Genomic DNA, 26,369 nt, shown 5'->3' on the forward strand with positions numbered 1-26,369 from the left:
TGGATGGCCGTTGATTTGGGCCGGACTGTCTTGCTGTCGGTCGGCTAAGTCAATATACCCATTGCAAAGCGCGACTGTGCAAGTCCTGCTCCCGCCAACCAATCGGAGAAAGATCCATGGCCATCGCTCCCGCACGTTCCCTTGTTGAATCCTACGCGCCCGAAGGCACGGCCGCCCGCTATGCGACCTTTGGCGCGCTTGCACTCCTGGGCAGCATTGCCATTGCCGTTGCCGGCAAGATCACTGTTCCGTTCTGGCCGGTTCCGGCGACGATGCAGACGCTGGCGATCTTCGTCATCGCCGCTGCCTTCGGCCGCAAGCTGGCGCTGGCAACCCTTGCCGCCTATCTCATCGAAGGCGCTGCCGGCCTGCCGGTGTTCACCAATGGCGGAGGTCTTGCCTATTTCGCCGGCCCGACCACCGGCTATCTCGCCGGCTTCGTCATCGCCGCCGGCCTGACCGGCTGGGCTGCCGATCGCGGTCTCGACCGCAATGCGTTCAAGCTGTTTGCCGTCAATCTTGCCGGCACGGCCATCATCCTGCTTCTCGGCGCGGCCTGGATCGCCATGGTGTTCGGATCCGACAAGGCGCTGGCCTGGGGCGTTGGTCCGTTCATCGCCACCGACGTGATCAAGGCCGCCCTTGCTGCTGCGGTGGTTCCCGCCGGCTGGCAGATCGCCAATCTGCTGCGCCGCTGAGGCCGACACGATACAAGCTCCGGCTTTGCCGGGGCTGTGAACAAAAAACCCGCCCGGCATCGCGCCGCGCGGGTTTTTTGGTACGATTTTCCTGGCCGAGGGATGGTTTCGACGCTTGTGATCGCGCGCGTCTTTTGCTATCCCCGCGAGGCTTCCGGTAATTCCGGGATGCGCCCGGCGACCGATCCACGCGTCCGGGTAAAGTGTTGGGGCGTAGCCAAGTGGTAAGGCAATGGTTTTTGGTACCGTCACCCCTGGTTCGAATCCAGGCGCCCCAGCCAATCTTCCTTTCAAGCAAATGAACCCAGGCTTTCCGGCATCTCCGGCCTGGCTGAGACTCACAAGTCAGGCAGTGTCTGACCTGACTGTCTCACCGGACTGTGCAACCTGACGTCTGCCCAAGCCTGCTCCGCGATCGCAACAGGAGCGCTTCTGGCTGTCGCACCACATGTCGTCAGGCGTAGTGCTAAATGAACCGCCCGTGCATGTCACTGTCTTGACGACTCTGCCAGAGTTTCGAGGAAGTTCAGTGCCCAGGTCGACGAAAGCCGCAGTGAGGTGAGGTGGCCCGGTCCTGGTGTGTTCACTTGTGGGTATGCCGGGATGTTCACCGAAGTGTCGGCCCAATCCCGCCTTGACCCGCCGGCTCCCCGATCATCGAGTGCGGCATTGACACCTCCCGATAATGGGATTAAATATTCCCGAAATCGGGAAATAAGATGAGCGACAACCTGAGCAGAACCCTGATCTTGCTAGAGCACCTTTCCTCCGCGAAAGCCGAGGGGGTGACCGTGGCACAGCTGGTAGAACGAACGAATCTGGCCAGTTCGACGGTCTATCGTCTGGTTCAGGAGCTGGAGGGGCTGGGATATCTGCGCAAGGCCAGCGATCGCCGTCTTTTCCCGAAATTCCTGTTCGAGCAGGGCATGAATGTCGGCGGCGTGGATATCGGGCGTCTTACCGAGGCGTGCCAGTCTATATCCTCGCGGCTGATCGTTGCATCCGAATTCATCGCGCTCAGGCGCGAGAACCTGTTGTGGCACATCGCTGAAGAGCATCCCCAGCAATCCATCCGCCTGCGCGCCGGTGTCGGATTTGTCCGCGGCGCCTACGAGCTTGACTGCATCACCCGCATGGCGCTGGCGCATTTGCCGATCAGGACGATCGAAGCAAACTGGGATGTCGCAGCCTTTTTTGATGTCGGCGTGTCAGGCGGCAAGGTGCCATGGGACGAGGCGCGGGCCAGCGTGGCCGCCGTCGATACCAGTGACATGCAATATGACTTGATGGGCAATGCCAAGGGCGTGCGCAGGTTCTGCGTCGCGATCCATGGCACGGGTGGAGAATTCGTCGGGTTGCTGACCGCTGCGGAAGCGGCAACGCCCCTGCGAGACGTCGAGGGGCATGTGGCGCAGGTTCGCGCCGTGCTTCTGGAAACCAAAGGCGCCGTGGAGAGCGGCGCAGGAGCAACAAGCAAGGCGCTGACGCACAACGGCTAGGCGCGCATTATCACCAGGGAGGATACTATGAAATTCGCACTTTACGGTGCAGTCGCCATGGCGACTGCAATGACTGCTTTCGCGCCCGCTGTGGCGGCTGCGCAGGAACTCGTCCTGTCGATCGGCTCACGCGGCTACGGCGGCATGGTCGAACGCAACATCGAGGCGTTTGAAGCTGCCAACCCCGACACGTCGGTGGAATGGCTCAAAGTTTCGGACGTGCCCGGCGACAGCCGCAAGCTCTATGTGACCGGTCTCACTGCAAAAAGCCCGACACCGGATGTCTTCGCCATCGATGTGATCTGGGCCGGTGAATTTGCCCAGCGCGGCTGGCTCGAGCCGCTGAACGACTATCTTGGCGAAGAAACGATTGCAGCCTACAACCCCTCTTTCCTGTCTGCCGCAACGGTGGAGGACAAGGTGTTTGCAGCCCCGTTGTATGTCGACGGCACGCATCTTTTCTACCGCTCGGACCTTCTGGAAAAATACGGCATCGCCGTTCCCAAGACCTGGGAAGAAGTGATCTCCGCCTCGAAGATCGTGATGGAGGGGGAGGGCAATCCCCAGCTCTACGGATTTGTGTCGATGTGGGCCAAGATCGAGGGCCTGTTCATGAACTGGCTTTCCTTCATCAACGGCAATGGCGCCAGCTTCTTTGACGCTGATGGCAATGTCGCAGTCAACTCGCCTGAGGCAATCGCGGCGACCCAGACGATGGTCGACATGCTTTATGAAGACAGGATCGTGCCGGATTCGATCCTGACCATGCGGCCCGATGATGCCCGCACGCTGTTTCAGCAGGGTCGTGCCGTCTTCCTGATGGTGCAGGACTTCGTCCACGCGCCGCTGAGCGCCGAAGACAGCCCGGTGGCCGGCAAGTTCGATTTTACCCGCAACCCCTATTTCGAAGGCCATGAAGATGCGCATTCGACCGCAATGGGCGGCTGGCTCCTGGCGGTCAACGCCAATTCGGAGCACAAGGAGGAAGCTGCAAAGCTGGTGGAATACTTCACCTCCTACGCGGCTCAGCTGGCTGCCGCCATCGACGAGAACCGGGCCCCGGGCCGCACCGACGTCTATGCCGCACCGGAAATGACGGAAGCCGCGCTGATCCAGAAGTTCGGCGAAGACTATGCCGTCGGCGTGGTGCGCCCATCGGCAATAACAGGCAGCCTCTATCCGCGCGTGTCCGAAGTCATGCAGACTGAAGTCACCAATGCGCTGCACCGTCAGAAGACGGTTGAGGAAGCCCTCAATGACGCTGCTGCCGAAGTCAACTCGATCCTCGGCAAGTAAGACCTGATACCCCGTGCGGTCGCTTCGGTCCGCACGGGTTTTCCCCAAAACGCAGGAGGTGGGCATGTCCCGCACCATGAGCTTGGAACGGCGCACGGCGCTGACCGGCATCGGCTTTGTTACGCCTACCATCTTGATCATTGCGCTGATCCTGATCTACCCGATCATCCAGTCGGTGGTACTCAGCTTCGGACAATCGAGCATTGACGGGTCGCAGCCCTATCAGTTTGTCGGCCTGAAGCATTACGCCGCCCTGATGGGGGATGGCAGGTTCTGGAACGCGCTCGGCGTGACCTTCACCTTCACGGCACTTTCCATTCCGCTGGAACTGGGGCTCGGCATCGGCCTGGCCTTGCTGATGAACGAGAGTTTCAAGGGCAAGGGACTTGCGCGCCTCGCGGTGCTGTTTCCCTGGGCATTGCCGACAGCGCTCAACACGCTGATCTGGCGTTGGATGTACAATTCCGACTACGGCCTTTTCAACGGGATAGCCTTGCAGAGCGGGCTTGTCGACCGCCCGATCAACTTTCTCGGCGACGAAATTCTGGCAATGGGATCGATGGTCGTGGTCGCGGTCTGGAAGACCAGTTCCTTCATGGCGCTGATCATTCTCGCCGGGCTGCAGTCCATCCCGCGCGACCTGTTCGAGGCCGGCCGCATGGACGGCATGAGCAAGTGGCAGGAATTCACCCAGATCACATTGCCATTGCTGAAAGGCCCGATCCTGGTGGCGCTGATCATCCGCTCGATGGATGCGCTGCGCACATTCGAGCTGCCTTTCAACCTGACCGATGGCGGGCCGGTGAATGCCACCGAGAGCCTGTCGCTCTACGCCTACAAGGTGATCTTCGATTTCCTCGATTTCAACTTCGGCGCAGCCGTCGTCGTGGTTCAGTTCCTTGTGATTTTCGCCATGAGCCTGATCTACGTCTTCGCACTCCAGAACAAGGACTGAGCCCATGCAGAAACGACCGCGCTACGGCCTTTATGCAATTGTCTCGCTCTCGGTGCTGATCTCGTTCTTTCCGATCGTCTGGCTGATCCTGACCTCGTTCAAGAACACCGCCGGGATCTATGCCTGGCCGCCGCAATACTGGCCCGATCCCTTCACGCTGGACAACTATATCTCGATTTTCACCAATTCACCCGAGCTGCTGCGTTACATTCTCAACAGCTTTATCGTCGGGGCAGGCTGCACGGCTATCACGCTGCTGCTCGGCGGCCTGGCGGCCTATGCCCTGTCGCGGCTGCGGCTGCGCTTTGCCGGCATGCTGATGGTCGGCATTCTTGCTGTGTCGATGTTCCCGCCGGTCTCGCTGCTGCCGTCATTGTTCCAGAATTTCCTCAATCTCGGGCTGCTCAACACCTATACCGGGCTGATTCTCGCCCATGCCGGGCTGTTCCTGCCGTTTTCGGTGTGGATGCTGGCGAGCTATTTCGCCACCTTGCCGGTCGAGATCGAGGAAGCCGCCCGCATGGACGGCATGGGTTTTGTGCGCATTTTCCTGACCATCGTTCTGCCCCTGTCATGGCCGGGTTTCGTCGCCACCGGGCTGATCGTCTTCATCTTCTCGTGGAACGAATTCCCGCTCTCGCTGGTGCTGATGACCCAGAATGCCATGCGAACGGCCCCGGTCGGCATCTCGCTCTATCCCGGCGAATACGCCTTCCCGTGGGAGACGATCTCGACGGCGACGGTCCTGGCGATCATCCCGGTGCTGATCATCACCGCAATTTTTCAAAAACAGATTGTCGGCGGCCTGACCGCTGGCGCCGGCAAGTGAGGTCCTGACATGGCAAGCGTAACACTCAAGCAGATCGGCAAGTCCTACGGCGCGGTCACCGCTGTGGAACAGTTCGACCTCGACATCGCTGACGGCGAATTCCTGGTGCTGCTCGGCCCCTCCGGCTGCGGGAAATCCACCACCTTGCGCATGATCGCAGGGCTCGAGAGCATCACCACCGGCGACCTGATGATCGGCGGCACGCGGGTCAATGACACCGATCCCAAGGACCGCGGCGTGGCGATGGTGTTTCAGAACTATGCGCTTTATCCGCACAAGTCGGTGTTTGACAACATGGCCATGGCGCTCAAGCTGCAGAAGATGCCGAAGGCCGAAATTGCTAAGCGGGTCAATGATGTGGCCGACATGCTCGGCCTGACACCCTATCTCGAGCGAAAGCCCGCCGCCCTGTCAGGCGGCCAGCGGCAGCGCGTCGCCATCGGCCGCGCCATCGTGCGCACGCCGGAAGTGTTCCTGTTCGATGAGCCGCTGTCAAACCTCGATGCGCAGCTGCGCGTCAAGATGCGGATGGAGCTGCAGGAACTGCATGAGCGACTGGGGGTGACCTCGATCTATGTCACCCATGACCAGGTCGAGGCGATGACGCTCGCCGACAGGATCGTCATCCTCGATCGCGGCAGGGTGGCGCAGATCGGCACGCCGCGCGAAGTCTATGAGCAGCCGGCCACCCGGTTCGTCGCCAGCTTCATCGGCAGCCCGGCGATGAATTTCATGCCGGCGGAACGGGCAGGCACGGACTGGAAGATCACCGGCACGGACCTGGTGATCCCCGGGTTCGGTCAGCTTGCCACAGAGGCAGCGGCTCTGACGCTCGGCCTGCGCCCGGAACATATCGAGGTGCTGCCTGCCGACACCGCACCCGGCGACCCCTGGGTGTTCGATGCCACGGTCAAACTGGCGGAATTGCTTGGCGCTGATGCGCTTCTCAATCTTTCGGTAAACGGTCAGCCGTTTCTGGCGCGCGTTGGCGGCACGGATTTCCCGCAGGCCGGAGAGACCGTGCGCATTCGTGTCGACCCGGCACGGCTTCATGCCTTTGATCCGGAAACGGAACTGACCGTCGCCCGCGCGGCACAGCATTAGGACCGCCAACATGACCAAACGACCCAATATCCTTTTCATCATGGCCGATGACCACGCATCCAAGGCAATCAGCTGCTACGGAGCGGGCATCAACTCGACACCAAATCTCGACCGGATCGCCATCGAAGGCATGCGGCTGAACCATTGCTATGTCACCAACTCGATCTGCACGCCCAGCCGTGCGGCGATCCTCACCGGCACCTATAACCACGTCAACAATGTCACCACGCTGGCAACGCCGATCAACAACCGCGGACCCAATGTCGCCAAGCACCTGCGCGCCAGCGGTTACCAGACCGCGCTGATCGGCAAGTGGCATCTGGGCGAGGGCAAGGCGCATGAGCCGACCGGGTTCGATTTCTGGTCGGTGCTGCCGGGGCAGGGCGAGTATTTCGATCCCTACATGATCGAGATGGGCGAAGAGATCGAGGTGCCGGGCTACGCCACCGACATCATTACCGACAAGAGCCTCGACTGGCTCAAGTCCTGCGATCCGGACAAGCCGTTTTTCCTGATGTGCCACCACAAGGCGCCGCACCGGGAATGGGAGCCGCATCCCAAGAACCGCTCGCTCTACACCGATGACATCAAGGTGCCCGAGACCTTCGACGATGATTACCGCAACCGTGCCCGCGCCGCCGCCGAAGCCAAGATGCGGATCAAGGACGACATGAAATATATCGATCTCGGGCTGGTGCAACCCGAGGGGGGCGCCGAGGTCGGCGAGCGGGTGAAGCCCGGCGACATCAACCGCAAGATCCCCAATCCCGAAGACGTCTCCAACCTGCGGCTGATCGATCGCGATACGGGCGAGGTGTTCACCTTCTCCAGCAGCCGCGAGCTCAATCATTTCAAGTATCAGCGCTACCTGAAGCGCTATTTGCGGACGATCCACTCGGTGGATGAAAGCGTCGGGCGGCTGCTTGACTGGCTTGACGAGACCGGACAGGCTGACAACACCATTGTCATCTATACCTCCGATCAGGGCTTCTTCCTGGGAGAGCACGGCTGGTTCGACAAGCGCTTCATGTATGAGGAATCCTTCCAGATGCCGTTGCTGGTGCGCTATCCGGCGGCAATCCCGGCAGGCAGCGTCTGTGACGACATATTATGCAATGTCGACTTCGCCCCGACCTTTCTGGATTTTGCCGGTCAGGTCGTGCCCAACTACATGCAGGGCAGATCAGCCCGGCCGCTGCTGGAAGGCAAGACCCCGCCAGACTGGCCGCAACTGGCCTATCACCGCTACTGGATGCACCGCGACCCCGACCACAATGCCTATTCGCATTACGGCGTGCGCAATCAGCGCTACAAGCTGATCTACTGGTACAATGAGGGCTACGATCTGCCGGGGACCAACCATGGCGGACAGGACCGGGAGTGGGAACTGTTTGATTGCCAGAAGGATCCGCTTGAATTGTTCAACGTCATCGATGATCCTGACTATGCCGACATCCGCGTTGCCTTGCAGCGGGAGCTTGACATGAAGATGGCCGAGATCGGTGACGATCCTGCGCATTAGGAGACACCCCATTGTCTGAAAGACCGCCTTTGGCCAGCGAAACCTGTGAGGGGAACTGGTGTGACGACCCGGTGCACCGGGACTGGCTCCGCCGCGATGCAGTGAAGCAACTCGACTTCTTCCGGCCAAGCCTGCGCAAGGACGGTGGCTTCGATATTCTCAATTGGGATGGCACACCGCGCGCCGGCGTGCCGCTGGAACTGCACATCACCACCAGGCTGGTCCACTCCTATGCGCTGGGTGCCGCCTTTGGCGACAACGGCGCCGCGGCGATCATCGATGCCGGCATGGAGCGTCTGTGGAACGGCCATCGCGACACCACCCATGGCGGCTATGTCTGGTCCATTGACGGCAATATAGTGGCAGATGCGACGAAGCTGGCCTATGGCCATGTCTTCGTGCTGTTGGCCGGCGCCAACGCCAGGCAGGCGGGGCATCCCGATGCGGACCGGCTGATTGATGACGTGACAGCGGTGATCGACCGGCATTTCTGGGATGACGACAAGGGATTGCTGCGCGAGGAGTTCAATCAGGACTGGAGTACATTTTCGACCTATCGCGGCATGAATGCCAACATGCATGGGGTCGAGGCCCTGCTGGCTGCCTTCGAGGCAACCGGACGCGAGATCTACCTTGACCGCGCCGGCCGGATCCTCGCCTTTTTCATAGGCCGGATCGCCCCCGACCATCACTGGCGGATCCCTGAGCATTACACCGAGGACTGGCAGCTCGACCGCGCCTATGCCGGCAATCCGATGTTCCGGCCGGCGGGCACCACGCCGGGGCATTCGCTGGAGCTTGGCCGTCTGCTGCTGCAGCACTGGGATCTTGCGGGACGGCCTGAGAACCAGTCCCCCGAACGGGCGCGCAAGCTGATCGAGCGGGCGCTTGACGATGCCTGGCTGGCCGAAGGCGGCTTGTGCTACACGCTGGATTATTCCGGTGAAGTGGCTATCCGGGACCGCTACTGGTGGCCTGTCGCCGAAGCGATCGGGGCGATCTCGACACTGCAACGGATTGACCCGCGAGACAGCGATGAGAGGTGGTACCGCAAACTCTGGCGGTTTGCCGACGGGCATTTCATCGACCACAAGAACGGCGGCTGGTATCCCGAACTTGACGAGGCGGGCGCTCCGGTCGAGCGCCAGTTCCTCGGCAAGCCGGACATCTACCACTCGCTGCAGGCTGTCATCCTGCCACTGGTTGGGGCGCCTTCGGGGATATTTCCGCTTTTGAAGCGCTGAGGTTACCTGCGGCGGCAGTTCTTCAGAACATTTCATTATCCGAATTAGCCTTGGGGAATTGGCCGATTTCGTTAGAGTAACTTCCGTAGTTCCGAATAATCGGGTGCGTGAGATGACCGATCTGATTGTCAATGCTGTTTCCCTGCGCGGACTTGAGCTGCTCGAAGAGCTCAGCCGTGCCGGTTCCATGCAGGTCGCCGCGCGCAATCTTGGCCTGTCGGCGCCGGCGGCATCGCAGCAATTGAAGAACCTCGAAACCGCACTGGGCCAGAAACTGGTCGAACACGGCCGGCGGCCGTTGGAGCTGAGCTCTGGCGGGCTCGCCTATCTGGCCCATGTGCGCGCGGCGCTTCTGCACTTGCGTCAGGGTGCTGCCGAACTGTCACTGATGGATCTGCGCACGGTCCGCTCTTTGCGGATTGGCATTATCGACGATTTTGACAGCGAGGTAACGCCGCGTCTTGCGGTCGCTCTCGCCAAGGTACTGACGACTGCCGAGCTGAGCCTGATGACGACGCCTTCGTCGCGCACGCATGAGGATGTCGCTGCACGGCACATCGATCTCGGCATTGCCGCCCAACCGCTTGAACTGCCCGAAGGCGTCACGGAAACCCCGGTCTTGCGCGATCCCTTTGTGCTGGCGGTGCCGCGCGGATGTCTGAGCGCGCCGCCGGCAAGCATCGAGGCTCTCAAGGACCTGCAGTTCCTGCGCTATGAAAGGAGCCAGCTCCTGGGCCGCCAGATCGCAGCCCATCTGGCCCGGCTGCGGCTTGCGCCGGAAGGCCGGATCGAAGTAGACAGCAATCAGGCGATCTTCGGACTGATTGCCAGCGGAGCGGGATGGGCGATATCAACGCCCGTCGGATTTCTCCGTGCCCGGCGTTTTCACGACCGGGTCGACATCTTTCCGCTGCCATTTTCGGGATTTGCCCGCACCATCTCCTTGTTTCACCGGCAGGAATGGATGCCGGACACCGCCGGCATCATTGCCGGAAGCCTGCGCGGCATCCTGCGCGAACAGGTGGTGGCGCCCGGCCGCGCGGCGATCCCGTGGATCGGGGAGGCCTTGGCGGTCATTGAAAGCTGACATAGCTGCTCGGCGGAGTGGCCATGGTCCGCGCAATGCAAGCATCCAATGTCGGGAACGTAAAAGTCCCAATTCCAAAAAACGGAATTAGCGCATGAAAGATTGATCTTTCACTCCGATTGCCTCTCAATCTGATGACACTGTCTCTCAGGCCAGAGGTATCCATGAAAGCTCAGACTCGCGTCGTGGTGATCGGCGGCGGCATCGCCGGATGTTCCACCTTGTACCATCTCACCCAGGAGGGTTGGACCGACGTGGTGTTGGTCGAACGCAACGAGCTGACGTCGGGAACGACCTGGCATTCGGCGGCACAGGTCACCAATTTCGGAATGACACAGACGATGGTCGGGCTGAAAAGCCATTCGATCCGGCTCTACAAGGAAATGGCCGACGATCCGGATTATCCGATCAACTATCACCACGGCGACGGCGGCCTCCGGCTGGCGAATTCGGAGGTCACCATGGACGGCTATCGCCACTTCGCCAGTGTGGCCAAGGGGATGGGCGTCGATTTCGAAATCATCGATGCGGCCGAATCCGCCCGCCGTCACCCGCTGATCACGACCGACCGGTTGATCGGCGCGCTTTGGGATCCGATGGATGGCGACATCGACCCGGCGCAGTTGTGTCAGGCGCTGGCGCGGCGCGCCCGCAAAGCCGGTGCCGAAGTGTATCGCAACACACCGGTGACCGGGCTGACCCAGCACAAGGATGACAGCTGGACGGTGCACACCGAACAGGGCGACATCGCCTGCGAAATCGTCGTCAATGCCTGCGGCTATCGTGTCAACGAAGTGGGCGCGATGATGGGGGTGCACCACCCGGTGATGTCGATGGAACATCAGTATTTCCTGACAGAGCCGATCCAGCAGATCATCGACCACGGCCGCAGGGTGCCGTTGCTGCGTTGTCCCATTGATGACTTCTATTCCCGGCAGGAAAAACAGGGGCTGCTGGTCGGTTTTTATGAGCAGGATTGCCGGACCTGGGGCATGGACGGGATCGATCCGGGATTCGTCAATGCGCTTTGCCCCAGTGACACGGATCGGGTGCTGCCGGTGCTTGAAAACGTGTTCAAGCGCATGCCGGTGCTGGAGGAAGTCGGCATTCACACCATCGTCAACGGGCCGATCACCTATACGATCGACGGAGCGCCGCTCGTCGGCCCGATCCCCGGCAAACGCAATGCCTTTTGCATCATCGGCCTGCGCGCCGGCCTCGGCGAAGGCGGCGGCCATGGCTGGCTGCTGGCGCAGCAGATTGTCCATGGCGAGGCGGAATACGATACATGGGTAATTGATCCGCGCCGGTTCACCGGCCATGCCAATGTCGAACTCTGTGCGCTCAAGGCCATCGAGGACTATCAGAACGAATTCCGGTTTCACCTTCCACACGAACACCGGCCCGCGGGGCGTCCGATGAAGACGACGCCGCTGACGCCGATCCTTGCGGCGGAAGGCGCCGAATTCGGGGTCGTCAACGGATGGGAGCGCGTTGCCTATATCAAGCCTTCACCGGATTTTCACGAGAGCCACGGATTTCGCTTCAATGAAACCTTCGAAGTCGTCGCCGACGAGGTGAAAGCCGTTCAAAGCGGCGTCGGCATGACAGAGATCAGTGGTTTCAACAGGTTTGAGATCACCGGACCGGGAGCCAGGGATTGGCTCGATACGATGGTGTGCGGAAGATTGACGCGGAAAGCCGGACGGGTGGGCTTGGCCTATCTGCTCAACGATCACGGCAACATCAAAGCCGAAGCTACGCTTGCGCACCTTGATGATCAGACCACCTGGTATGGATCGGCAGCAGCCTCCGAATACCACGATATGGATTGGCTGACGCAGCACCTTCCCGAGGACGGATCCGTCGCAATCCGGTCACTGACCAACGAATACACCATCCTCGTGCTTGCCGGACCGAAATCACGTGATGTGCTCGCTGCAGTGTCACGCGGCGACTGGTCGGCTGCGGCATTCCCCTGGCTTTCGGTGCGCCGGGCGTTCATCGGCATAGCACCCGCGGTCGTGCTGTCGGTGAGCTTTTCGGGCGAACTCGCCTATGAAATCCATGTCCCCAACGCGCAGTTGCATGCAGCCTATCTGGCCTTGCGCAAGGCGGGCGAAGCACACGGATTGCGTCTGTTCGGATCCCATGCCGTCGAATCCATGCGGCTGGAAAAGGGATACCGGCATTGGAAGGCCGATCTGGTGACCGAATTTTCCCCGCTTGAAGCCAATCTTTCGCGCTTCGTCAAACTCGACAAGCCGGATTTTGTCGGCAAGGCCGCGTTGGAAGCCTCCTCGCCGCGGCGCGCATTTGTCTCCATGGTGCTCGACTGCAGCCATGCTCCGGCACAGGGCGGCGACAGCATCATATCCGATGGCCGCCTTGTCGGCACTGTCACGTCCGCGGGCTGGGGCCACAGGGTCGGACACAACATTGCCATGGGCTTTGTCGACACAGGCTTCGCCGAGATTGGAACCAGCCTGCAGATCGAAGTCATCGGCGCGCCGGTTGCGGCGCAAGTCGTTGCCGAGTGTCTCTATGACCCGGAATACACCCTGGTCCGCGGCTGACCTGATCAAGCCGCAAATCACCCCGAGTGCGATCAATCGCGATCGAAGGCCAGCCGGAACCCGGCATTGGAGGTTCCGTTGTCGGCCTGTTTTCCGGAGCGCGCGGCAATCCGGTAGCGCCAGCAGACATTGTGGTGGCACAGGAATGATCCACCCTTGAGAACACGTTCATTCTCGCGCAGCGCAACCGCATTTCGCCTTTTCGCATCCGCGCTCAGCGACCGGATTCGCAAAAGATCTTCGCACCATTCCCAGACATTGCCGGCCATGTTGTAGATGCCGGCCGCATTGGGCGGGAAGCTGTGGGCAGGGGAGGTGCCGTAATACCCGTCAGCCATCAGGTTGCGGTCCGGGAAGCTACCCTGCCAGATGTTGCAGTGAACGGCGTTGGTGTCACTTGGTTCATCGTCTCCCCAGGGATAGCGGGCCTTGTGCGGGCCGCCGCGTGCGGCATGCTCCCATTCGGATTCCGTGGGCAGGCGTCCACCGGCCCATGCGCCATAGGCCCGGGCATCATTCCACGACACGTGAACCACCGGGTGGTCCGGGGTGGACCGCCAATCGCTTTCCGGCCCCAAGGGTCTGCGCCAGAACGCACCCTCCATTGCGTTCCACCAGGGCATTCCTTCGGGCTGGGGGCCGCCCGTCTGGTCAAGCAATCCGCGAAACACAAAGGACCAGCCATAGCGTTCTGCATCAGTGATGTATCCGGTCTCTTCAACGAAGATGGCAAACTGGCTGAAGGTGATGGTGTGTCTGGTGATACCAAAGGGTCGCAGCCTGACCTTGCGAGCCGGGCTTTCGCCATCCGCCTTGATCTCTGGACGGTCGGTGCCGATGTGGCTCACGCCACCATCGAACCAGGCTATGTCATCAGACGATATTTTCACACTGGCGCCCTTTCGTTCCGCTTTCGCACTTAGGCCGACACCCGGCATCATGCAAATGCATTTTGATTTGCGATTATCCGGATCCGACAGGCTCCCCATGCCGCAGGCGGCCCGGATCAAAGTCCGGCGGCACCATCATCGGCGAATGTGCGGGAGAGCCACGGTACCGCCGGAGCATCCGGCATCGGCCGCGCGATGTGAAATCATCGGCAGTTTCAGGCCGCAGGTTGGCGCAGTGTCATGATCTTTGTCGACAGCAACCGGATGAATTTCTCGATCAGCGGATTGGAAAGTGCATTGGAGCGCCGCACGATCCCGACCTTTCGCTCAAAGTCGAAGCCCTGCAGGACGAAGCGCCCGAATCCCTGAAATTCGGGCAGATCGACATTTGTCAGCGGGGTCGCGCTCACATAGTCCGTGCCTGTCAGGAACCGCTTCATCACGGATTCTGCATTTGTGGTGATCTTGACGCGCGGCGGCACCTGGCTGTGATTGATGAAATAGGCATCAAGCGCCTTGCGGGCAGGTTCTTCGAGATTGGGAAAGATCCATTCCAATCGTGCCAGTTGCGCGGGACCGATTGCCTTTCCCTCGAACGGATGGCCGGGATTGCACAAGCCGGTGAAACCGTCGGTGAACAGGATCTCGACGTCAAAGGCGCCATCGTCAAATTCCGTATTCGCCATGCCGATGTAGAAATCGATGCGATTGTCGAGCAGGGCCCGGCGCAGGTTCTGCGCGTGGTCGGTCATCACGGTGAACTCGGCCGCGGGCAGCAACTGGTCGAGGTCATGCATCGTTTCCGACACGATGCCGACAAAGGAGGAGCCCGCCCCGATGGCTATACGCCCCGAGGAGCCCGAGGCGATTGCGGCGATCTCTGTCCGGCTTTGAACGACGTCGAGCAGGATGCGCCGTGCGTGCCGTTCCAGTGCCAGGGCATAGGCGGTCGGCTGCACCCCGCGCGGCAGGCGCTTGAACAGCGGCACCTTGTAGTAATTTTCCATGGAAATGATGCTCTTGCTCAAGGCGGGCTGGCTGATATTGACTTCCTTCGACGCGCCAAGAAGGCTTCCATGTTCGAGGACCGCGATGAAGTGACGAAATTGTCGTAGGTTTATCAACGCCTTGTCCCCGTGGCTTGTTGTGAGACGGGAACGGTATTCCAATTGGTTATATAAATCAAAAGAAAAGAAGCTTGCTGTTGTATCGAAGCCAGATAATGATGCGGCAGCTTTTAGGGAGGGCACAATGAAACGATTTTCACCGATATACCGGTCCGCCGCGCTGTCCGCGATGGCCGCTATCTGCCTCACGACGGCTTCCGTGAGTTATGCTGACGAACTGGCGCCAATCAATATTGTCATCAACCAGTCGCCATGGCTTGATGGATTTGCCGGCCTTGTCGACCTTTACGAGTCCGAAACCGGCAACACGGTCACGCTTGACGTGAACCCCTATGCCGGCAGTCTCGAAAAGCAGCGCAATGCGGTTCGTTCCGAGCAGAGCGAGTATGACATCCTGATCGTCAACGGCATTTTCTACCCCGAAATGTATCACGGTGGATTTCTCGAGCCGCTGAAGAATGTTGACCCGGACTTCAAGCTCGATCCTCAGATCTACACCTATGACGACACCCTTTGCTATGATGCCGTCAACAAGACGGTCAACTGCGAAACCGGTGACCTGCTGACGATTCCGGTCAATCCCAACATCACGCTGATGTTCTACCGCAAGGATCTGTACGAGCAGAACGGACTGAAGATCCCCGAAACCTGGGACGAGTTGATGGCCAATGCCAAGGCCCTGCACAATCCGCCGGAAATGATCGGCATGATGCAGCGCAGCGCACGCGCCACCATTTCCATCACCTGGGACTACTGGCCCTATCTGATCAGCCATGGTGGCTCATTGTTCCAGGATGAGGGCAACGGCGATTTCTCCGTCACCATCAACAGCCCGGAAGCGCGCAAGGCGCTGGAAACCTATGTGGCCTTTTCAAAGGAAGTCGGACCGGAAAACCCGGCCAGCATGGAGCAGGGTGATCTGATCCAGTACCTGGTAACCGGTCGTGCAGCCCATGCGGTTCTGCCGGCAGCGGCCCAGTCGCAGATGGATGATCCCAACAAGTCCATCGTGGCGGGCAAGATCGGATACATGACCATTCCGCATGCGCCCGGCCATCCTTCCGCGCCCGCACTCGGCCATTGGCTGGGCGGCATTCCGAAGAACATTGCACAGGATCACAAGGTCGCAGCCCTTGCGTTTCTCGACTGGTTCCAGAAGCCTGAGACCCAGATCGCCTATGCTGAAATGGGCGGCTCGCCTGTCAGCGCAGCGGCCTATGAATCCGATTTCGCCGACAAGCCGGAAAACCGCTACATGCTGACCATGCGCACGGCCTCGCCGACCGCACGTCGTCTGTGGACGATCCCCGAGGGGTCCGAAATCGTGGCAGTCCTCGAAGTCGGGCTCAACCGTGTGGTTGCGGGCGAAATCTCGGTCGTGGATTCGCTCAACAACATGGCTGCTGAGATCGAGAAGATCATGGTCGATGCCGGTTACAAGACCGGTCGTCTCCCCGATCTGGCAAACTGATCCCATCCACGAGATACTGGCGGCGGCTGCCGCCGCCAGTTCCGGCTTTCGCATGGGGGCCGGGCAACCTTTCCGACGGGGGACAGATAGCCAATGGCAAACTTCAGCGGCCGCCGTTCGGCCAGATATCTCTCCATACTGCCGGCCTTCCTGTTCCTGGTGCTGCTGTCAGCGTTGCCCCTGTTCAACCTTCTGGCACTCAGTTTCGCCGAAGTGTCCTGGTCGGGAGGGAGTCGCAATGGAGCTGGGTCGGCCTTGACAATTACATGGCGCTTGGCTCGGACGCGCTGTTCAAGGCGGGTATCCTCAACACCATCATTCTTGTTGTTTTCGCCACCACCGCGCAGGTGACCATCGGACTGATGCTGGCGCTCGCATGTTCCCGCGTCGGGCACCGCTCGCGAATCTACCGCACCTTGTTCCTGCTGCCGATCCTCATTCCCGGCATCATCATCGGCGCGATCTGGCGGCTGATGTACAATTACCAGTTCGGCGTCGTGAACCAGATCCTTGACCTTGTCGGCCTGGGGCCAGTGGACTGGCTCGGTTCGTCGTCCCTGGCGCTGATGTCGGTGATCATTGTCGACATTTGGCATTGGACACCATTCTCGTTTCTGCTGCTGCTGGCGGCGGTCGAGGCTTTGCCCAAGGATGTGTCGGAAGCGGCGCAAATCGACGGTGCAAGCAAGTGGAAGGAATTCCGCCGCATCTCTTTGCCACTGCTGTGGCCCGCCATCTTCACCACTTTCGTTTTCCGCGCCATCATCGCCTTCAAGGTATTCGATGAGGTCTACCTGCTGACGGGCGGCGGTCCCGGCACCGCGACCGAGGTGATCAGCTTCACGATCTACCAGCGCTTCTTCATCCAGGACAATCCGGGCTACGGCTCCGCCATGTCCGTCACCGTGATCTTCATCATCGCCGCCGTGATTGCCGTCGCCTTGACCCGCCAGCGGAGCCGGAGCCAATGAGCACTCGTACCAAACAAAACCTGTCGGTTGACCGGGCCCTGCTGGGGTTCCTGTTTCTGGCGGCAATGCTGACCATCGGACCGTTTCTGTGGATCGCGCTTGCATCGTTCAAGACCCAGATCGCGCTTTTGATGGGCACGGTGAAATTCACGCCCGTGGGCATGAATTATGACGAGGTCCTGTTCGGCAACACCTCCACCTTTGCGCGGAATTTTCTGAATTCAATTCTGGTCGCGTCGGTCAGCACCATGGCCGCCATGACGATCGGTTTTCTGGCGGGCTATTCGCTCTTGCGCCTGCGTTGGCCGGGCTGGGTCGTCAACCTGTTCCTGTTGTGGGCGGTTGTCTTCAACCTGGTGCCACCGGTAACCCTTGCGGGCGCCTGGTATGAGCTGTTCCGCGGAATCGGGCTGTCCAACGACATGGTCGCCCTGATCCTGGCGCACACAACCCTTCATCTGCCGATGGCGCTCTGGTTGCTGTCGTCCTTCCTGCGCGAGATCCCGCGCGAGCTGGAAGAGGCGGCTTTCATCGATGGCGCCAGCTTTGTCAAAACCCTGTGGCGCGTCGTGATCCCGATCATGATGCCGGGTCTGGTGTCGACAGGGATTCTGGTTTTCATCTTCAGCTGGAACGAATTTCCGGTGGCACTTGCCCTGACCAACAACACCTCGGCAACCGTGCCGGTCGGAATTGCCAAATTCGCGCAGGAAAACGAGATCAAATACACGCAGATGGCGGCAGCCTCTGTCCTGTCCGCCATTCCGGCGCTGCTCGCGCTGATGTTTGGCCAACGCTACATCGTCAAGGGACTGACGGCGGGAGCGGTGAAATGACGGTGCCGGATCTTGCCCATTTGCGGCAGCGCTATGCGAGCCTTGACGCCTATGCCGCGGTTCGCCTGGTCACCCTGGGCGATGGTGCCGAACGCGGAGTGCGGGTTCTGGAGCTGCGCTCCGGCGGCGGGCTCGAGGCCGAGATTGTCATAGACCGCACCTTCGATATTGGCCGGTTGGCGCTCAATGGCACCACGGTCTCCTGGCACGCGCCTGCGGGCTATCGCAGCTCTGCCAATATCGATGCGCATGCGGAAGACGGTCAGGGGTTCCTGACCGGCATGTCCGGGCTTCTGTCGACCTGCGGCTTTGACCATATCCGCCAGCCGGAGCAGGAAACGGCCTTTGATGCGCCGCTGCATCCGACTCCGCAAATTGCCTATCCCCTGCACGGCGGCGGCGCGCACCAGCCCGCGCGGCTGATCGGCTATGGCGTCAACGAAGAAGGCCCCCGGCCACATATCTGGTGTGAAGGCGAGATCATCCAGTCCATGATGTTCCGGGGCGCGCTGCGCCTGCGCCGGCGCATCGAGATACCGCTGGGCGGAAGCACCATCACGCTGACAGACACCGTGACCAATATCGGCCCGACCGCCGTGTCCAGCATGATGTTGTACCACGTCAATCTGGGCTACCCGCTGGTCGATCAGTCAAGCATGCTGTCCATCGACCCGGCAGAGAAGGTCTGGAGCGACGGCGATCACGACGCCACATCGCCCTTTGGCCCGTCGCCCGCCACGCCGGTTTCGGAAATATCAGTGCACCGGCAGTCGGCACGAAACGGAATGGCCGAATGCCGGCTTCGCAATCCCGACACAGGGCTGAGCTTCAGCCTGGCCTATTCCATCGATACGCTCCCCTATCTCCAGCTGCTGCGGGTCAGGGGCGACGGTTACAATCTGATCGGGATCGAGCCCTGTTCCACAGCCGGCAGAACCCGCAGGGATGCGCGGGACGCAGGCGAAATGCCAATATTGACTCCGGGCAACAGCCGTCGGTTCTCGATCGAGATCGCGTTGAATGCCGAAATCCCCCAACCTGAGGTCACGATCTAGCCATGCGTGCGATATTTGTCCTGTTTGACACCCTGAACCGTCATTTTCTCGAGCCCTACGGCACGGAGCTTATGCAGACTCCGAATTTCCGGCGGCTGGCTGTCAAATCGGTCCGCTTTGACAATCACTATGTCGGAAGCCTGCCGTGCATGCCGGCGCGCCGCGATCTTCAGACGGGGCGGTTGAACTTCATGCACCGCAGCTGGGGTCCGCTGGAACCGTTTGATACCCCGATGACCCAGGTGATGAAGAAGCAGGGGATCTACAGCCACCTTGTCACCGACCATTATCACTATTTTGAGGTCGGCGGCGCCGGCTATCCCAATGCCTTTTCCAGCTTCGAATTCCTGCGAGGCCAGGAGGGCGATGGCTGGAAAGGCCATGCGGCGCCCGACCTCGAACGCTATCGCAAGCAATACCATCCGGCGCAATTCAGCGACAAACCGGGCGATTTGCCGCTGCACAATATGATAAACCGTGACTATGTGCGCGAGGAGGCGGATTTTTCATCCGTTCAGTGTTTCGATCTCGGCTGCGAATTCATCGACACCAACAAGGATGCGGACAACTGGTTTCTGCAGATCGAAACCTTCGATCCGCACGAGCCGTTTCATGCGCCCGAACGCCTGCGGGCCCAGTTCCCCACCGATTACGAAGGTCCGGTGCGCGACTGGCCGCCCTATGCACGTGTGAGCGAAGATGATGCGGAAGCCGACGAGATGCGTGCAAACTACAAGGCGCTGCTGGCCCATTGCGACGAACAAATGGGCCGCCTGCTCGACAAGATGGATGCGCTGGACATGTGGGGCGACACTATGCTGATCGTCTCGACCGATCATGGCTATCTCACCGGGGAACATGACTGGTGGGCCAAGAACAGGATGCCGGCCTATCAGGAAATCGCGCAGATCCCGCTGTTCATCCATCACCCGGACCACGCGGATGCCATGGGCCAGTCACGCACCGCGCTCACTCAGACGCCCGATCTGATGCCGACCTTCCTCGATGCATTCGGCTGCGACATTCCGGACGCGGTGCGGGGCAAGTCGCTGCTGCCGGTGCTGTCTGATCCTTCCGCGCCGACCCACGAATGCGTGATTTTCGGCTATTTCGGCGGCGCCATCAACATGACCGACGGCCGCTACAGCTACTTCCGATATCCGGAAAACCTGCTGGATCAGACACTTTATCAATACACTCTTGTACCCAGCCATATGCGCGAATATTTCCTGCAGGCCGAAATGGCAAACGCGGAACTTGTCGGTGATCTCGCCTATGCGGACGGCTATCAGGTCATGCGGATTCCGGTGATTGCGCAGTCGCCCTGGTACACATCGCATGGACCTGCGGCAATGGAAGGAAGCGCCACCTTGTTGTTCGACATCCAGGCAGACCCGCTGCAGCAAACTCCGCTTGAGGATGCGGCTCTGCATGCCGAGATGGCGCAACGGCTGGCCGCGGAAATGCGCCGCAACGATGCCCCGCCCGAGGCTTTCACCCGGCTTGATCTGACCCGTTTCGCGGAGACCGCATAATGGCAACTTTGACCATCCAGTCCCTGAGGAAGTCTTTCGGCGTTGTCGAGGTCCTGCATGGGCTCGACGCGGATATCCAGGATGGCGAATTCATCGCCATTCTGGGCGAGAGCGGTTGCGGCAAGTCGACACTTCTGCGGATCATCGCCGGGCTGGAGGACACCACCAGCGGCTCGATCTGCATCGATGGCATCGACGTCACGCAGCAAGGTCCGCGGGATCGAGATGTTGCGATGGTGTTTCAGTCCTACGCGCTCTATCCGCACATGACGGTTCGTCAGAACATCGATTTTCCCCTGGAGTTGATGGGCATCGACAAGCCGGCCCGGGCGCGCCGGATCGCGGAAACGGCAGATTTGCTGAACCTCACACCCTATCTGGATCGCAAACCCAGGGATCTGTCGGGCGGCCAACGCCAGCGGGTGGCAATGGGGCGGGCGATTGTGCGCGAGCCCAAGGTCTTTCTGTTCGACGAACCCTTGTCCAATCTCGATGCCAAGCTGCGCGTGCAGATGCGCAGCGAGATCCGCAATCTGCAACAGCGGCTGAAGGTGACGGCGATCTATGTCACCCATGACCAGGTCGAAGCCCTGACCATGGCCGACAGGGTGATCTTGATGAACAAGGGAAAGATCGAGCAGTTTGCCCCTCCGCTGGAGCTTTACGATCGCCCCGCGAGCGTATTCGTTGCCGGGTTCGTCGGGTCACCACCGATGAACCTTGTTGATGGCGAAATACAGGGGCAGGGCAGGCTTGCAGCTTTCGGTACCGAATTTGCCTATGCCGGCCCTGGGGCGGGCGAGGTATCGGTCGGGATCCGTCCGGAACATGTCCGGATCGCCGAGCCGGGCGAGGCTCTGTTTTCGGGCAGGCTGTTGTCATCCGAAAACACCGGGGACCGCCTGAACCTGGTGCTCGATGTTGCCGGCGAGGAGTTCCGGGTCAGCCTGAACGAGCGCATGCAATTGTCGCATGGCGATATCATCCCGTTGTCGATCGTCATGGACAGCTTGCATGTATTTGATCGCGCTACCGGCGTACGCTCATGCCTGACGCCAACGCCTGCGATTTGAATGACGGAGATCTGAATAGCCCCTGGATCCGCGCACGTCTTCTTGCCTGAATTCAGGCAAGGAGGCGATGATGGCCCGGCGGAATTCGGTGAAGATTTCACACGCGATGGTGTTCTTTATACCGGAGCTGCGGCGAGCGACCCGCGTTCGACGATCTCCGTGCCGAATTCGACGCGCGCGTCGGCGGTGTCGCCGGCAATCATCTGAAGCAGTTGCTGCGCAGCCGCCACCCCCATCCGCCGATGCGGCACATGCACGGTCGTCAGGGCCGGCTCGACGAAGGCCGCGATATCGATATTGTCGAAGCCGGTGACGGAGACATCGTCGGGAACCCGCAATCCAAGCGCCTTGGCGCGGCCGATGGCGCCGACGGCAAGGATGTCATTGCCGCAAATGACGGCGGTGGGGCGGGGCACGCGTTGCATCAGCGCGGCAAAGGCATTGCTGCCGTCCTCGAAACTGTAGGGCGCCTCGATGATCGGAAGCGACGCAGGGTCCCGACCCGCCTGTCGCAGTGCCGCGCGCACACCCTCGACACGGTCTGCGGCGCGGTCGTTCATCGCCGTCACACCGGCAATCATGGCGATGTCGCGATGGCCGAGCGCGATCACGCGGGTGGCAAGGGCTTCCGCCGCGCGCCTGTTGTCGAAGCCGACAAAATGATCGGCACTGTCGCCCAGGCTCCAGGCCAGCACATAGGGAATGCCGCGCCGGCGCAGGAAATCGTAAGTTGTGGCGGGCCGGGCCGAACCGATGAGCAGCAGACCGTCGGCGCCGCGTCCGGCCAATGCGCGGATCTGCTCGGCCTCGCGGTCGAAGTCATAGCCGGAACTGGCGACAAGCAAGGTGACACCGACCGAGGAGAGCGTCTCCTGGAAGGCCTGCATGCCCCGGGCGAAAATGGCGTTGTCCATGGTCGGAATCACGGCGCCGATGGTGTTGGTCCGCCCCGAGGCCAGAGCGCGTCCGCCAAAATCGGGCGTGTAGCCCAGCGCGTTGACGGCCTGCATCACCCGCTCGCGCGTCGGCGCGATCACCCGGTCAGGGGCATTCAGGCAGCGTGAAACGGTGGCGGTCGACACGCCCGCCGCCCGCGCGACATCGTCCAGAGTTGGTCTTGTGTGCTGGTTCATTGCGCCTCCAGGGCACTCTTACACAAAGGAAAATCATAACGCACGATGTAAGCGCTTGCAAATGTTGATGCAAGCGCTTACATTGACTTTCGTGGAAGACCTTTGGAGGGGTTATGACGCAAGCAGGAAAACCGGCATTCTGGATCGCAGGCCTCTTGATGGTTCTGTTCACCGCAGACGTCACCGCCGGTGCATTTTTCCGTGCAGCCTTTCTGTCCGATGTGGCGGCAGCCCTCGTGCTTGCAATCTCCTGCAGTTTCTTCGTCGCCGGCCTTCTGCTGCTTGAAGGGCAGGAAAAGCGCGACGAAACCACGACAACTCACAGGGAGGAGGAAACCCAATGACAAACGGAATTCTTAACGACGAGCTGGCCTCGGCCGAACGGCGCAACTTTCTCAGGCTCACCGCCAAGGGCGCGTTCACCGCGGCGCTGGTGGCCGGAGTGGCCGGAACCTTGTGGTCCGAAGAGGCCGTTGCCCAGACCGCCAAGGAAGAAAGCGAGCGCGAGGCCGCGGCCGAGCACACCATGACGATCGCCACCGCCTATATTCTCGGTGCGTCGCGCAGCTATCCAATCATGCAGCTTGATCTCAAGGAAAACATCCAGAACGCCACCAATGGCAAGGTCTATGTCAAGCTCGCGCCCGGTGGCCAGCTCGGCGCCGGCGGCGCGCTTGTGCAGAAAGTCCAGAGCGGCACCATTCAGGCAGCACAGCATTCGCTGTCCAACTTCGCGCCCTTTGCGCCGGCCGCTGACCTGATCAATCTGCCGTACTTCTGCGGAGCCAACCAGAAATTCGTCAATCTGGTCACATCCGATGCATGGAAAGCAGAAGTCCATCCCAAGATCGAGGCAGCTGGTTTCAAGCCTCTGTTCTACATCGTGATCGACCCACGCGTTGTTGCCGTGCGCAAGGGCGGCAATGTCGTCATGTCACCGGCTGACATGGCGGGCGTCAAGTTCCGCGTTCCCGGCTCGGCGATGCTGCAGCAATATTACCGCATGGTTGGCGCCAACCCGACGCCGGTGGCCTGGGGTGAAACCCCTTCCGCCATCAAGCAGGGCGTTGCCGATGCGCTGGATCCGTCGGTCGGCGCACTCTATGTCTTTGGCTTCAAGGACATTCTGAGCCACGTGACATTTACCCAGGCCGTGCCTGACAGCCAGGTGTTCTCGATGAACCTTGAGTGGTTCAACGGCCTGCCTGCCGATGTGCAGGAAGGCATCGAGTTTGCCGGTGAAATCACCGCCCAGCAAAATCTGGCCAAGGTTCCTGCGGCCCGCAACTATGCCATGGCGGAATTGCGCAAATCCGGCGTCGAGTTCCACTCCCTGAGCGAAGATCAGCTTGGCGAATGGAAACAGACCGGCGGCTACCAGAAGCCCGAATGGGATGAGTTCAAGGTGGAGCTTGCCGGGTCGATGGATGTCTTCAACAAGCTCGATGAAGCCGCAAGCACCATGGGCCGCTATTACGTCCACGACGCCTGATTGCTCAATCCTGCCGGCGCCTTGGCGGGCGCCGGCTTCAACCCAAAGTCTTTCATGTCAGCCTGCGCCGCCGGAACCTGTCCGGAGGCGTCATGCGGGAGGGGACAGACGTGCCGAGATTTCTCAAAGCACTGGACAGAAATGCCGAGCGGTGGGCCTTGCTGGTCTTTTACGTGCTGCTTGTGGTGACGATGGCGGTGGAAGTCGTGCGGCGCGAAGCATTCTCCTACTCGTCGATCTGGGGCGAGGAGATCGTTCGCTATTCCTTCATCTATCTCGCCTGGATCGGTGCGGCGTCGGCTGTGCGCGAGCGCGCTCATATCCGCATTGATGTCATCATGCATTACCTCGGTCCGCGCATGAAAGCGGCTCTGTATATGTTTGGCGATCTGGTGATGCTCGCGGTGGCCCTGGTCGCGCTCTACTGGTCTTTCGAAACCGTCGCGGTCTCCTGGAAATTCGGATCGGTCAGCCACGGCCTGCGCGTGTCCATGGTCTGGTTCCTGCTGGCGGTGCCGATTGGTTTCACCCTTCTGATCGCAAGGCTGATCCAGTCAATCATCCATGACGTCATTTCCCTTCGAACCGGCAAGCCGGTGTTCGAAGGCAACCAGCTCTTTGATTGAGGATCAGCCATGTTGTGGAATCAGCAATTGAACACGGTTGTCCTGGGGTGGGATTTCTATGCGCCGGTGATCCTGTTCGTGGTCCTGTGCGCGCTTGCCATCCCTGTCTGGGCGGCAATCGGCTCGGCCGCGATCGTCATGTTGATCATGTCCGGCGCACTGCCGCTGTCCCTGGTTGGCGAATCCCTGTTTGACGGGATTGACCACTTCGCACTCACCGCGATCCCGCTGTTCATCCTGACCGGCGACGTTCTGGTCCGCACCGGTCTCAGCCGCAAGTTTCTCGATGTCGCCGAAGCCCTGACCTGCTGGACCAAGGGCGGTTTCGGGTCGGCCACGGTTCTGGTGTGCGGAATGTTTGCCGCCATTTCAGGTTCCGATGCCGCCGGTGCCGCAGCCGTGGGCCGGATGACCATCGGCAGGCTAGTGGAAAGCGGCTATCCGCGGCCCTATGCCTGCGCCCTGGTGGCAGCAGGCGCCTGCACCGGCATCCTGATCCCGCCGTCGATCGCCTATATCATCATCGGCCTGGTGCTCGGCATCTCCGCCTCCACGCTTTTCCTCGCCGCGCTCATTCCCGGCATCTGCATCCTGGTGTCGATCCTGATCACCAACATCGTCGTCAACCGTATCTACAAATATGAAGGCGGCGAGCCGATGACATTTGCCGAGTGGGGCAGCAATCTGGGTGGCACGCTGAAGTCCGGCTGGTATGCGTTCCTGGTGCCCGGCATCATCTTCTACGGCATCTTCTCCGGACGCCTGACGCCGACTGAAGCAGGCGCCACCGCCGTCATCGTCACCATCATCATGGGCTTCTTCCTCAAGACGCTGAAGCTGTCGGACTTTCCCGCCATGCTGCTCGGGTCTGCCAAGGTGGTGGGCGTGATCCTGCCGATCATCGCCTTCTCGCTGCCGCTGGCCCAGGCGCTCGCCATCATGGGCGTGCCGCAGGGCTTCGTTGCTGCCGTGACATCGATCAGCGAAGACCCGAACATTCTCATCCTGCTGATGATCTTCATCCTGATCGCGGCCGGCTGTGTGATGGAGACGACGCCCAACATCGTCATCCTGGCGCCGATCCTCAAGCCGCTGGCCGACAATATCGGCATGAACGAGATCCAGTTCTGCATCATGATGATCACCTCGCTCGGGGTCGGCTTCATCACCCCGCCGCTCGGTCTCAACCTGTTCGTCGTGTCCGGCATTACCGGGGAATCGATCCTCAAGATTGCCTGGCAGGCAATTCCCTTCGTCTTCTTCATGCTGCTCGTGGTGCTGGTCATCGCCTATGTGCCAGCCCTGTCCACAACCCTTCTTCCCGAAATCTATCAATAGGAGGTCCGGGGA

At 60.5% G+C, this 26,369-nt stretch carries 23 protein-coding genes and 1 tRNA gene; 21 read left to right on the forward strand and 3 right to left on the reverse strand.

From position 1 onward, the window contains the following. Positions 1-116: 116 nt before the first annotated feature. The 11 genes from OEG82_RS09235 to OEG82_RS09285 all read left to right on the forward strand — a co-directional run bounded on the left by OEG82_RS09235 (position 117) and on the right by OEG82_RS09285 (position 12,810). Positions 117-698 carry a biotin transporter BioY gene (locus OEG82_RS09235; RefSeq protein ID WP_267612147.1) on the forward strand — a complete coding sequence of 194 codons (582 nt, stop codon included), beginning with the start codon at positions 117-119 and terminating at the stop codon, positions 696-698. Between the two features lie 207 nt (positions 699-905). After that, positions 906-979: transfer RNA gene (locus OEG82_RS09240), tRNA-Gln, on the forward strand. A 438-nt stretch (positions 980-1,417) separates the two neighbouring features. Beyond that, positions 1,418-2,197 carry a helix-turn-helix domain-containing protein gene (locus tag OEG82_RS09245; protein ID WP_267612148.1) on the forward strand — a complete coding sequence of 260 codons (780 nt, stop codon included), beginning with the start codon at positions 1,418-1,420 and terminating at the stop codon, positions 2,195-2,197. A gap of 27 nt (positions 2,198-2,224) precedes the next feature. Continuing rightward, positions 2,225-3,493 (forward strand): ABC transporter substrate-binding protein, encoded by a 1,269-nt coding sequence (locus OEG82_RS09250; RefSeq protein ID WP_267612150.1) that lies wholly within the window; start codon positions 2,225-2,227, stop codon positions 3,491-3,493. A gap of 64 nt (positions 3,494-3,557) precedes the next feature. After that, the gene (locus OEG82_RS09255; protein WP_267612152.1) at positions 3,558-4,448 is read left to right on the forward strand and encodes a carbohydrate ABC transporter permease; all 891 of its coding nucleotides are present in this window, start codon (positions 3,558-3,560) and stop codon (positions 4,446-4,448) included. Between the two features lie 4 nt (positions 4,449-4,452). Continuing rightward, on the forward strand, positions 4,453-5,277 hold the full coding sequence (locus OEG82_RS09260) for a carbohydrate ABC transporter permease (RefSeq protein ID WP_267612153.1): 825 nt from the start codon (positions 4,453-4,455) through the stop codon (positions 5,275-5,277). A gap of 9 nt (positions 5,278-5,286) precedes the next feature. Further along, positions 5,287-6,381 (forward strand): ABC transporter ATP-binding protein, encoded by a 1,095-nt coding sequence (locus tag OEG82_RS09265; RefSeq protein WP_267612154.1) that lies wholly within the window; start codon positions 5,287-5,289, stop codon positions 6,379-6,381. Positions 6,382-6,391: 10 nt separating this feature from the next. Continuing rightward, complete coding sequence (locus OEG82_RS09270; RefSeq protein WP_267612155.1) at positions 6,392-7,903, forward strand: sulfatase family protein; 1,512 nt, start codon at positions 6,392-6,394, stop codon at positions 7,901-7,903. 11 nt (positions 7,904-7,914) lie between these two features. After that, the gene (locus tag OEG82_RS09275) at positions 7,915-9,147 is read left to right on the forward strand and encodes an AGE family epimerase/isomerase (RefSeq protein ID WP_267612156.1); all 1,233 of its coding nucleotides are present in this window, start codon (positions 7,915-7,917) and stop codon (positions 9,145-9,147) included. Positions 9,148-9,259: 112 nt separating this feature from the next. Beyond that, complete coding sequence (locus tag OEG82_RS09280; protein ID WP_267612158.1) at positions 9,260-10,234, forward strand: LysR family transcriptional regulator; 975 nt, start codon at positions 9,260-9,262, stop codon at positions 10,232-10,234. 164 nt (positions 10,235-10,398) lie between these two features. After that, complete coding sequence (locus tag OEG82_RS09285) at positions 10,399-12,810, forward strand: GcvT family protein (RefSeq protein ID WP_267612159.1); 2,412 nt, start codon at positions 10,399-10,401, stop codon at positions 12,808-12,810. A 32-nt stretch (positions 12,811-12,842) separates the two neighbouring features. Here the strand turns inward: OEG82_RS09285 and OEG82_RS09290 are convergent, their stop codons facing one another. Beyond that, complete coding sequence (locus tag OEG82_RS09290; protein WP_267612160.1) at positions 12,843-13,700, reverse strand: formylglycine-generating enzyme family protein; 858 nt, start codon at positions 13,698-13,700, stop codon at positions 12,843-12,845. 215 nt (positions 13,701-13,915) lie between these two features. Beyond that, entirely contained in the window at positions 13,916-15,016 is a 1,101-nt protein-coding gene (locus tag OEG82_RS09295) for a LysR family transcriptional regulator (protein ID WP_267612161.1), read from the reverse strand. Between the two features lie 10 nt (positions 15,017-15,026). Between OEG82_RS09295 and OEG82_RS09300 the strand changes: the two genes are divergently transcribed. From OEG82_RS09300 to OEG82_RS09325, 6 genes are all read left to right on the forward strand, one after another. Beyond that, positions 15,027-16,298 carry an ABC transporter substrate-binding protein gene (locus OEG82_RS09300; protein ID WP_267612162.1) on the forward strand — a complete coding sequence of 424 codons (1,272 nt, stop codon included), beginning with the start codon at positions 15,027-15,029 and terminating at the stop codon, positions 16,296-16,298. Between the two features lie 266 nt (positions 16,299-16,564). After that, positions 16,565-17,269 (forward strand): carbohydrate ABC transporter permease, encoded by a 705-nt coding sequence (locus OEG82_RS09305; RefSeq protein WP_267612163.1) that lies wholly within the window; start codon positions 16,565-16,567, stop codon positions 17,267-17,269. Next, positions 17,266-18,105, forward strand: coding sequence for a carbohydrate ABC transporter permease (locus tag OEG82_RS09310; protein WP_267612165.1), 840 nt, complete (start codon positions 17,266-17,268; stop codon positions 18,103-18,105). Before OEG82_RS09305 ends, OEG82_RS09310 begins: the two co-directional genes overlap by 4 nt. Continuing rightward, entirely contained in the window at positions 18,102-19,160 is a 1,059-nt protein-coding gene (locus tag OEG82_RS09315) for an aldose 1-epimerase family protein (protein WP_267612166.1), read from the forward strand. The genes OEG82_RS09310 and OEG82_RS09315 overlap by 4 nt, the downstream gene beginning before the upstream one ends. A gap of 2 nt (positions 19,161-19,162) precedes the next feature. After that, the gene (locus OEG82_RS09320) at positions 19,163-20,695 is read left to right on the forward strand and encodes a sulfatase (protein WP_267612167.1); all 1,533 of its coding nucleotides are present in this window, start codon (positions 19,163-19,165) and stop codon (positions 20,693-20,695) included. After that, the gene (locus OEG82_RS09325) at positions 20,695-21,768 is read left to right on the forward strand and encodes an ABC transporter ATP-binding protein (protein WP_267612168.1); all 1,074 of its coding nucleotides are present in this window, start codon (positions 20,695-20,697) and stop codon (positions 21,766-21,768) included. Before OEG82_RS09320 ends, OEG82_RS09325 begins: the two co-directional genes overlap by 1 nt. A gap of 116 nt (positions 21,769-21,884) precedes the next feature. On the opposite strand, the gene OEG82_RS09330 is transcribed toward OEG82_RS09325, so the two are convergent. Further along, positions 21,885-22,901, reverse strand: a complete 1,017-nt coding sequence (locus OEG82_RS09330; RefSeq protein ID WP_267612170.1) for a LacI family DNA-binding transcriptional regulator — start codon at positions 22,899-22,901, stop codon at positions 21,885-21,887. Between the two features lie 113 nt (positions 22,902-23,014). Between OEG82_RS09330 and OEG82_RS09335 the strand changes: the two genes are divergently transcribed. From OEG82_RS09335 to OEG82_RS09350, 4 genes are all read left to right on the forward strand, one after another. Beyond that, positions 23,015-23,245 (forward strand): hypothetical protein, encoded by a 231-nt coding sequence (locus tag OEG82_RS09335; RefSeq protein ID WP_267612171.1) that lies wholly within the window; start codon positions 23,015-23,017, stop codon positions 23,243-23,245. After that, positions 23,242-24,393, forward strand: coding sequence for a TRAP transporter substrate-binding protein (locus tag OEG82_RS09340; protein ID WP_267612172.1), 1,152 nt, complete (start codon positions 23,242-23,244; stop codon positions 24,391-24,393). The genes OEG82_RS09335 and OEG82_RS09340 overlap by 4 nt, the downstream gene beginning before the upstream one ends. A 92-nt stretch (positions 24,394-24,485) precedes the next feature. After that, on the forward strand, positions 24,486-25,019 hold the full coding sequence (locus tag OEG82_RS09345; protein ID WP_267612173.1) for a TRAP transporter small permease: 534 nt from the start codon (positions 24,486-24,488) through the stop codon (positions 25,017-25,019). Positions 25,020-25,028: 9 nt separating this feature from the next. Further along, positions 25,029-26,357 carry a TRAP transporter large permease gene (locus OEG82_RS09350; protein WP_267612174.1) on the forward strand — a complete coding sequence of 443 codons (1,329 nt, stop codon included), beginning with the start codon at positions 25,029-25,031 and terminating at the stop codon, positions 26,355-26,357. The last annotated feature ends 12 nt before the right edge of the window (positions 26,358-26,369 follow it).

The organism is Hoeflea ulvae (assembly GCF_026619435.1).
Taxonomy (GTDB): Bacteria; Pseudomonadota; Alphaproteobacteria; order Rhizobiales; family Rhizobiaceae; genus Hoeflea; species Hoeflea ulvae.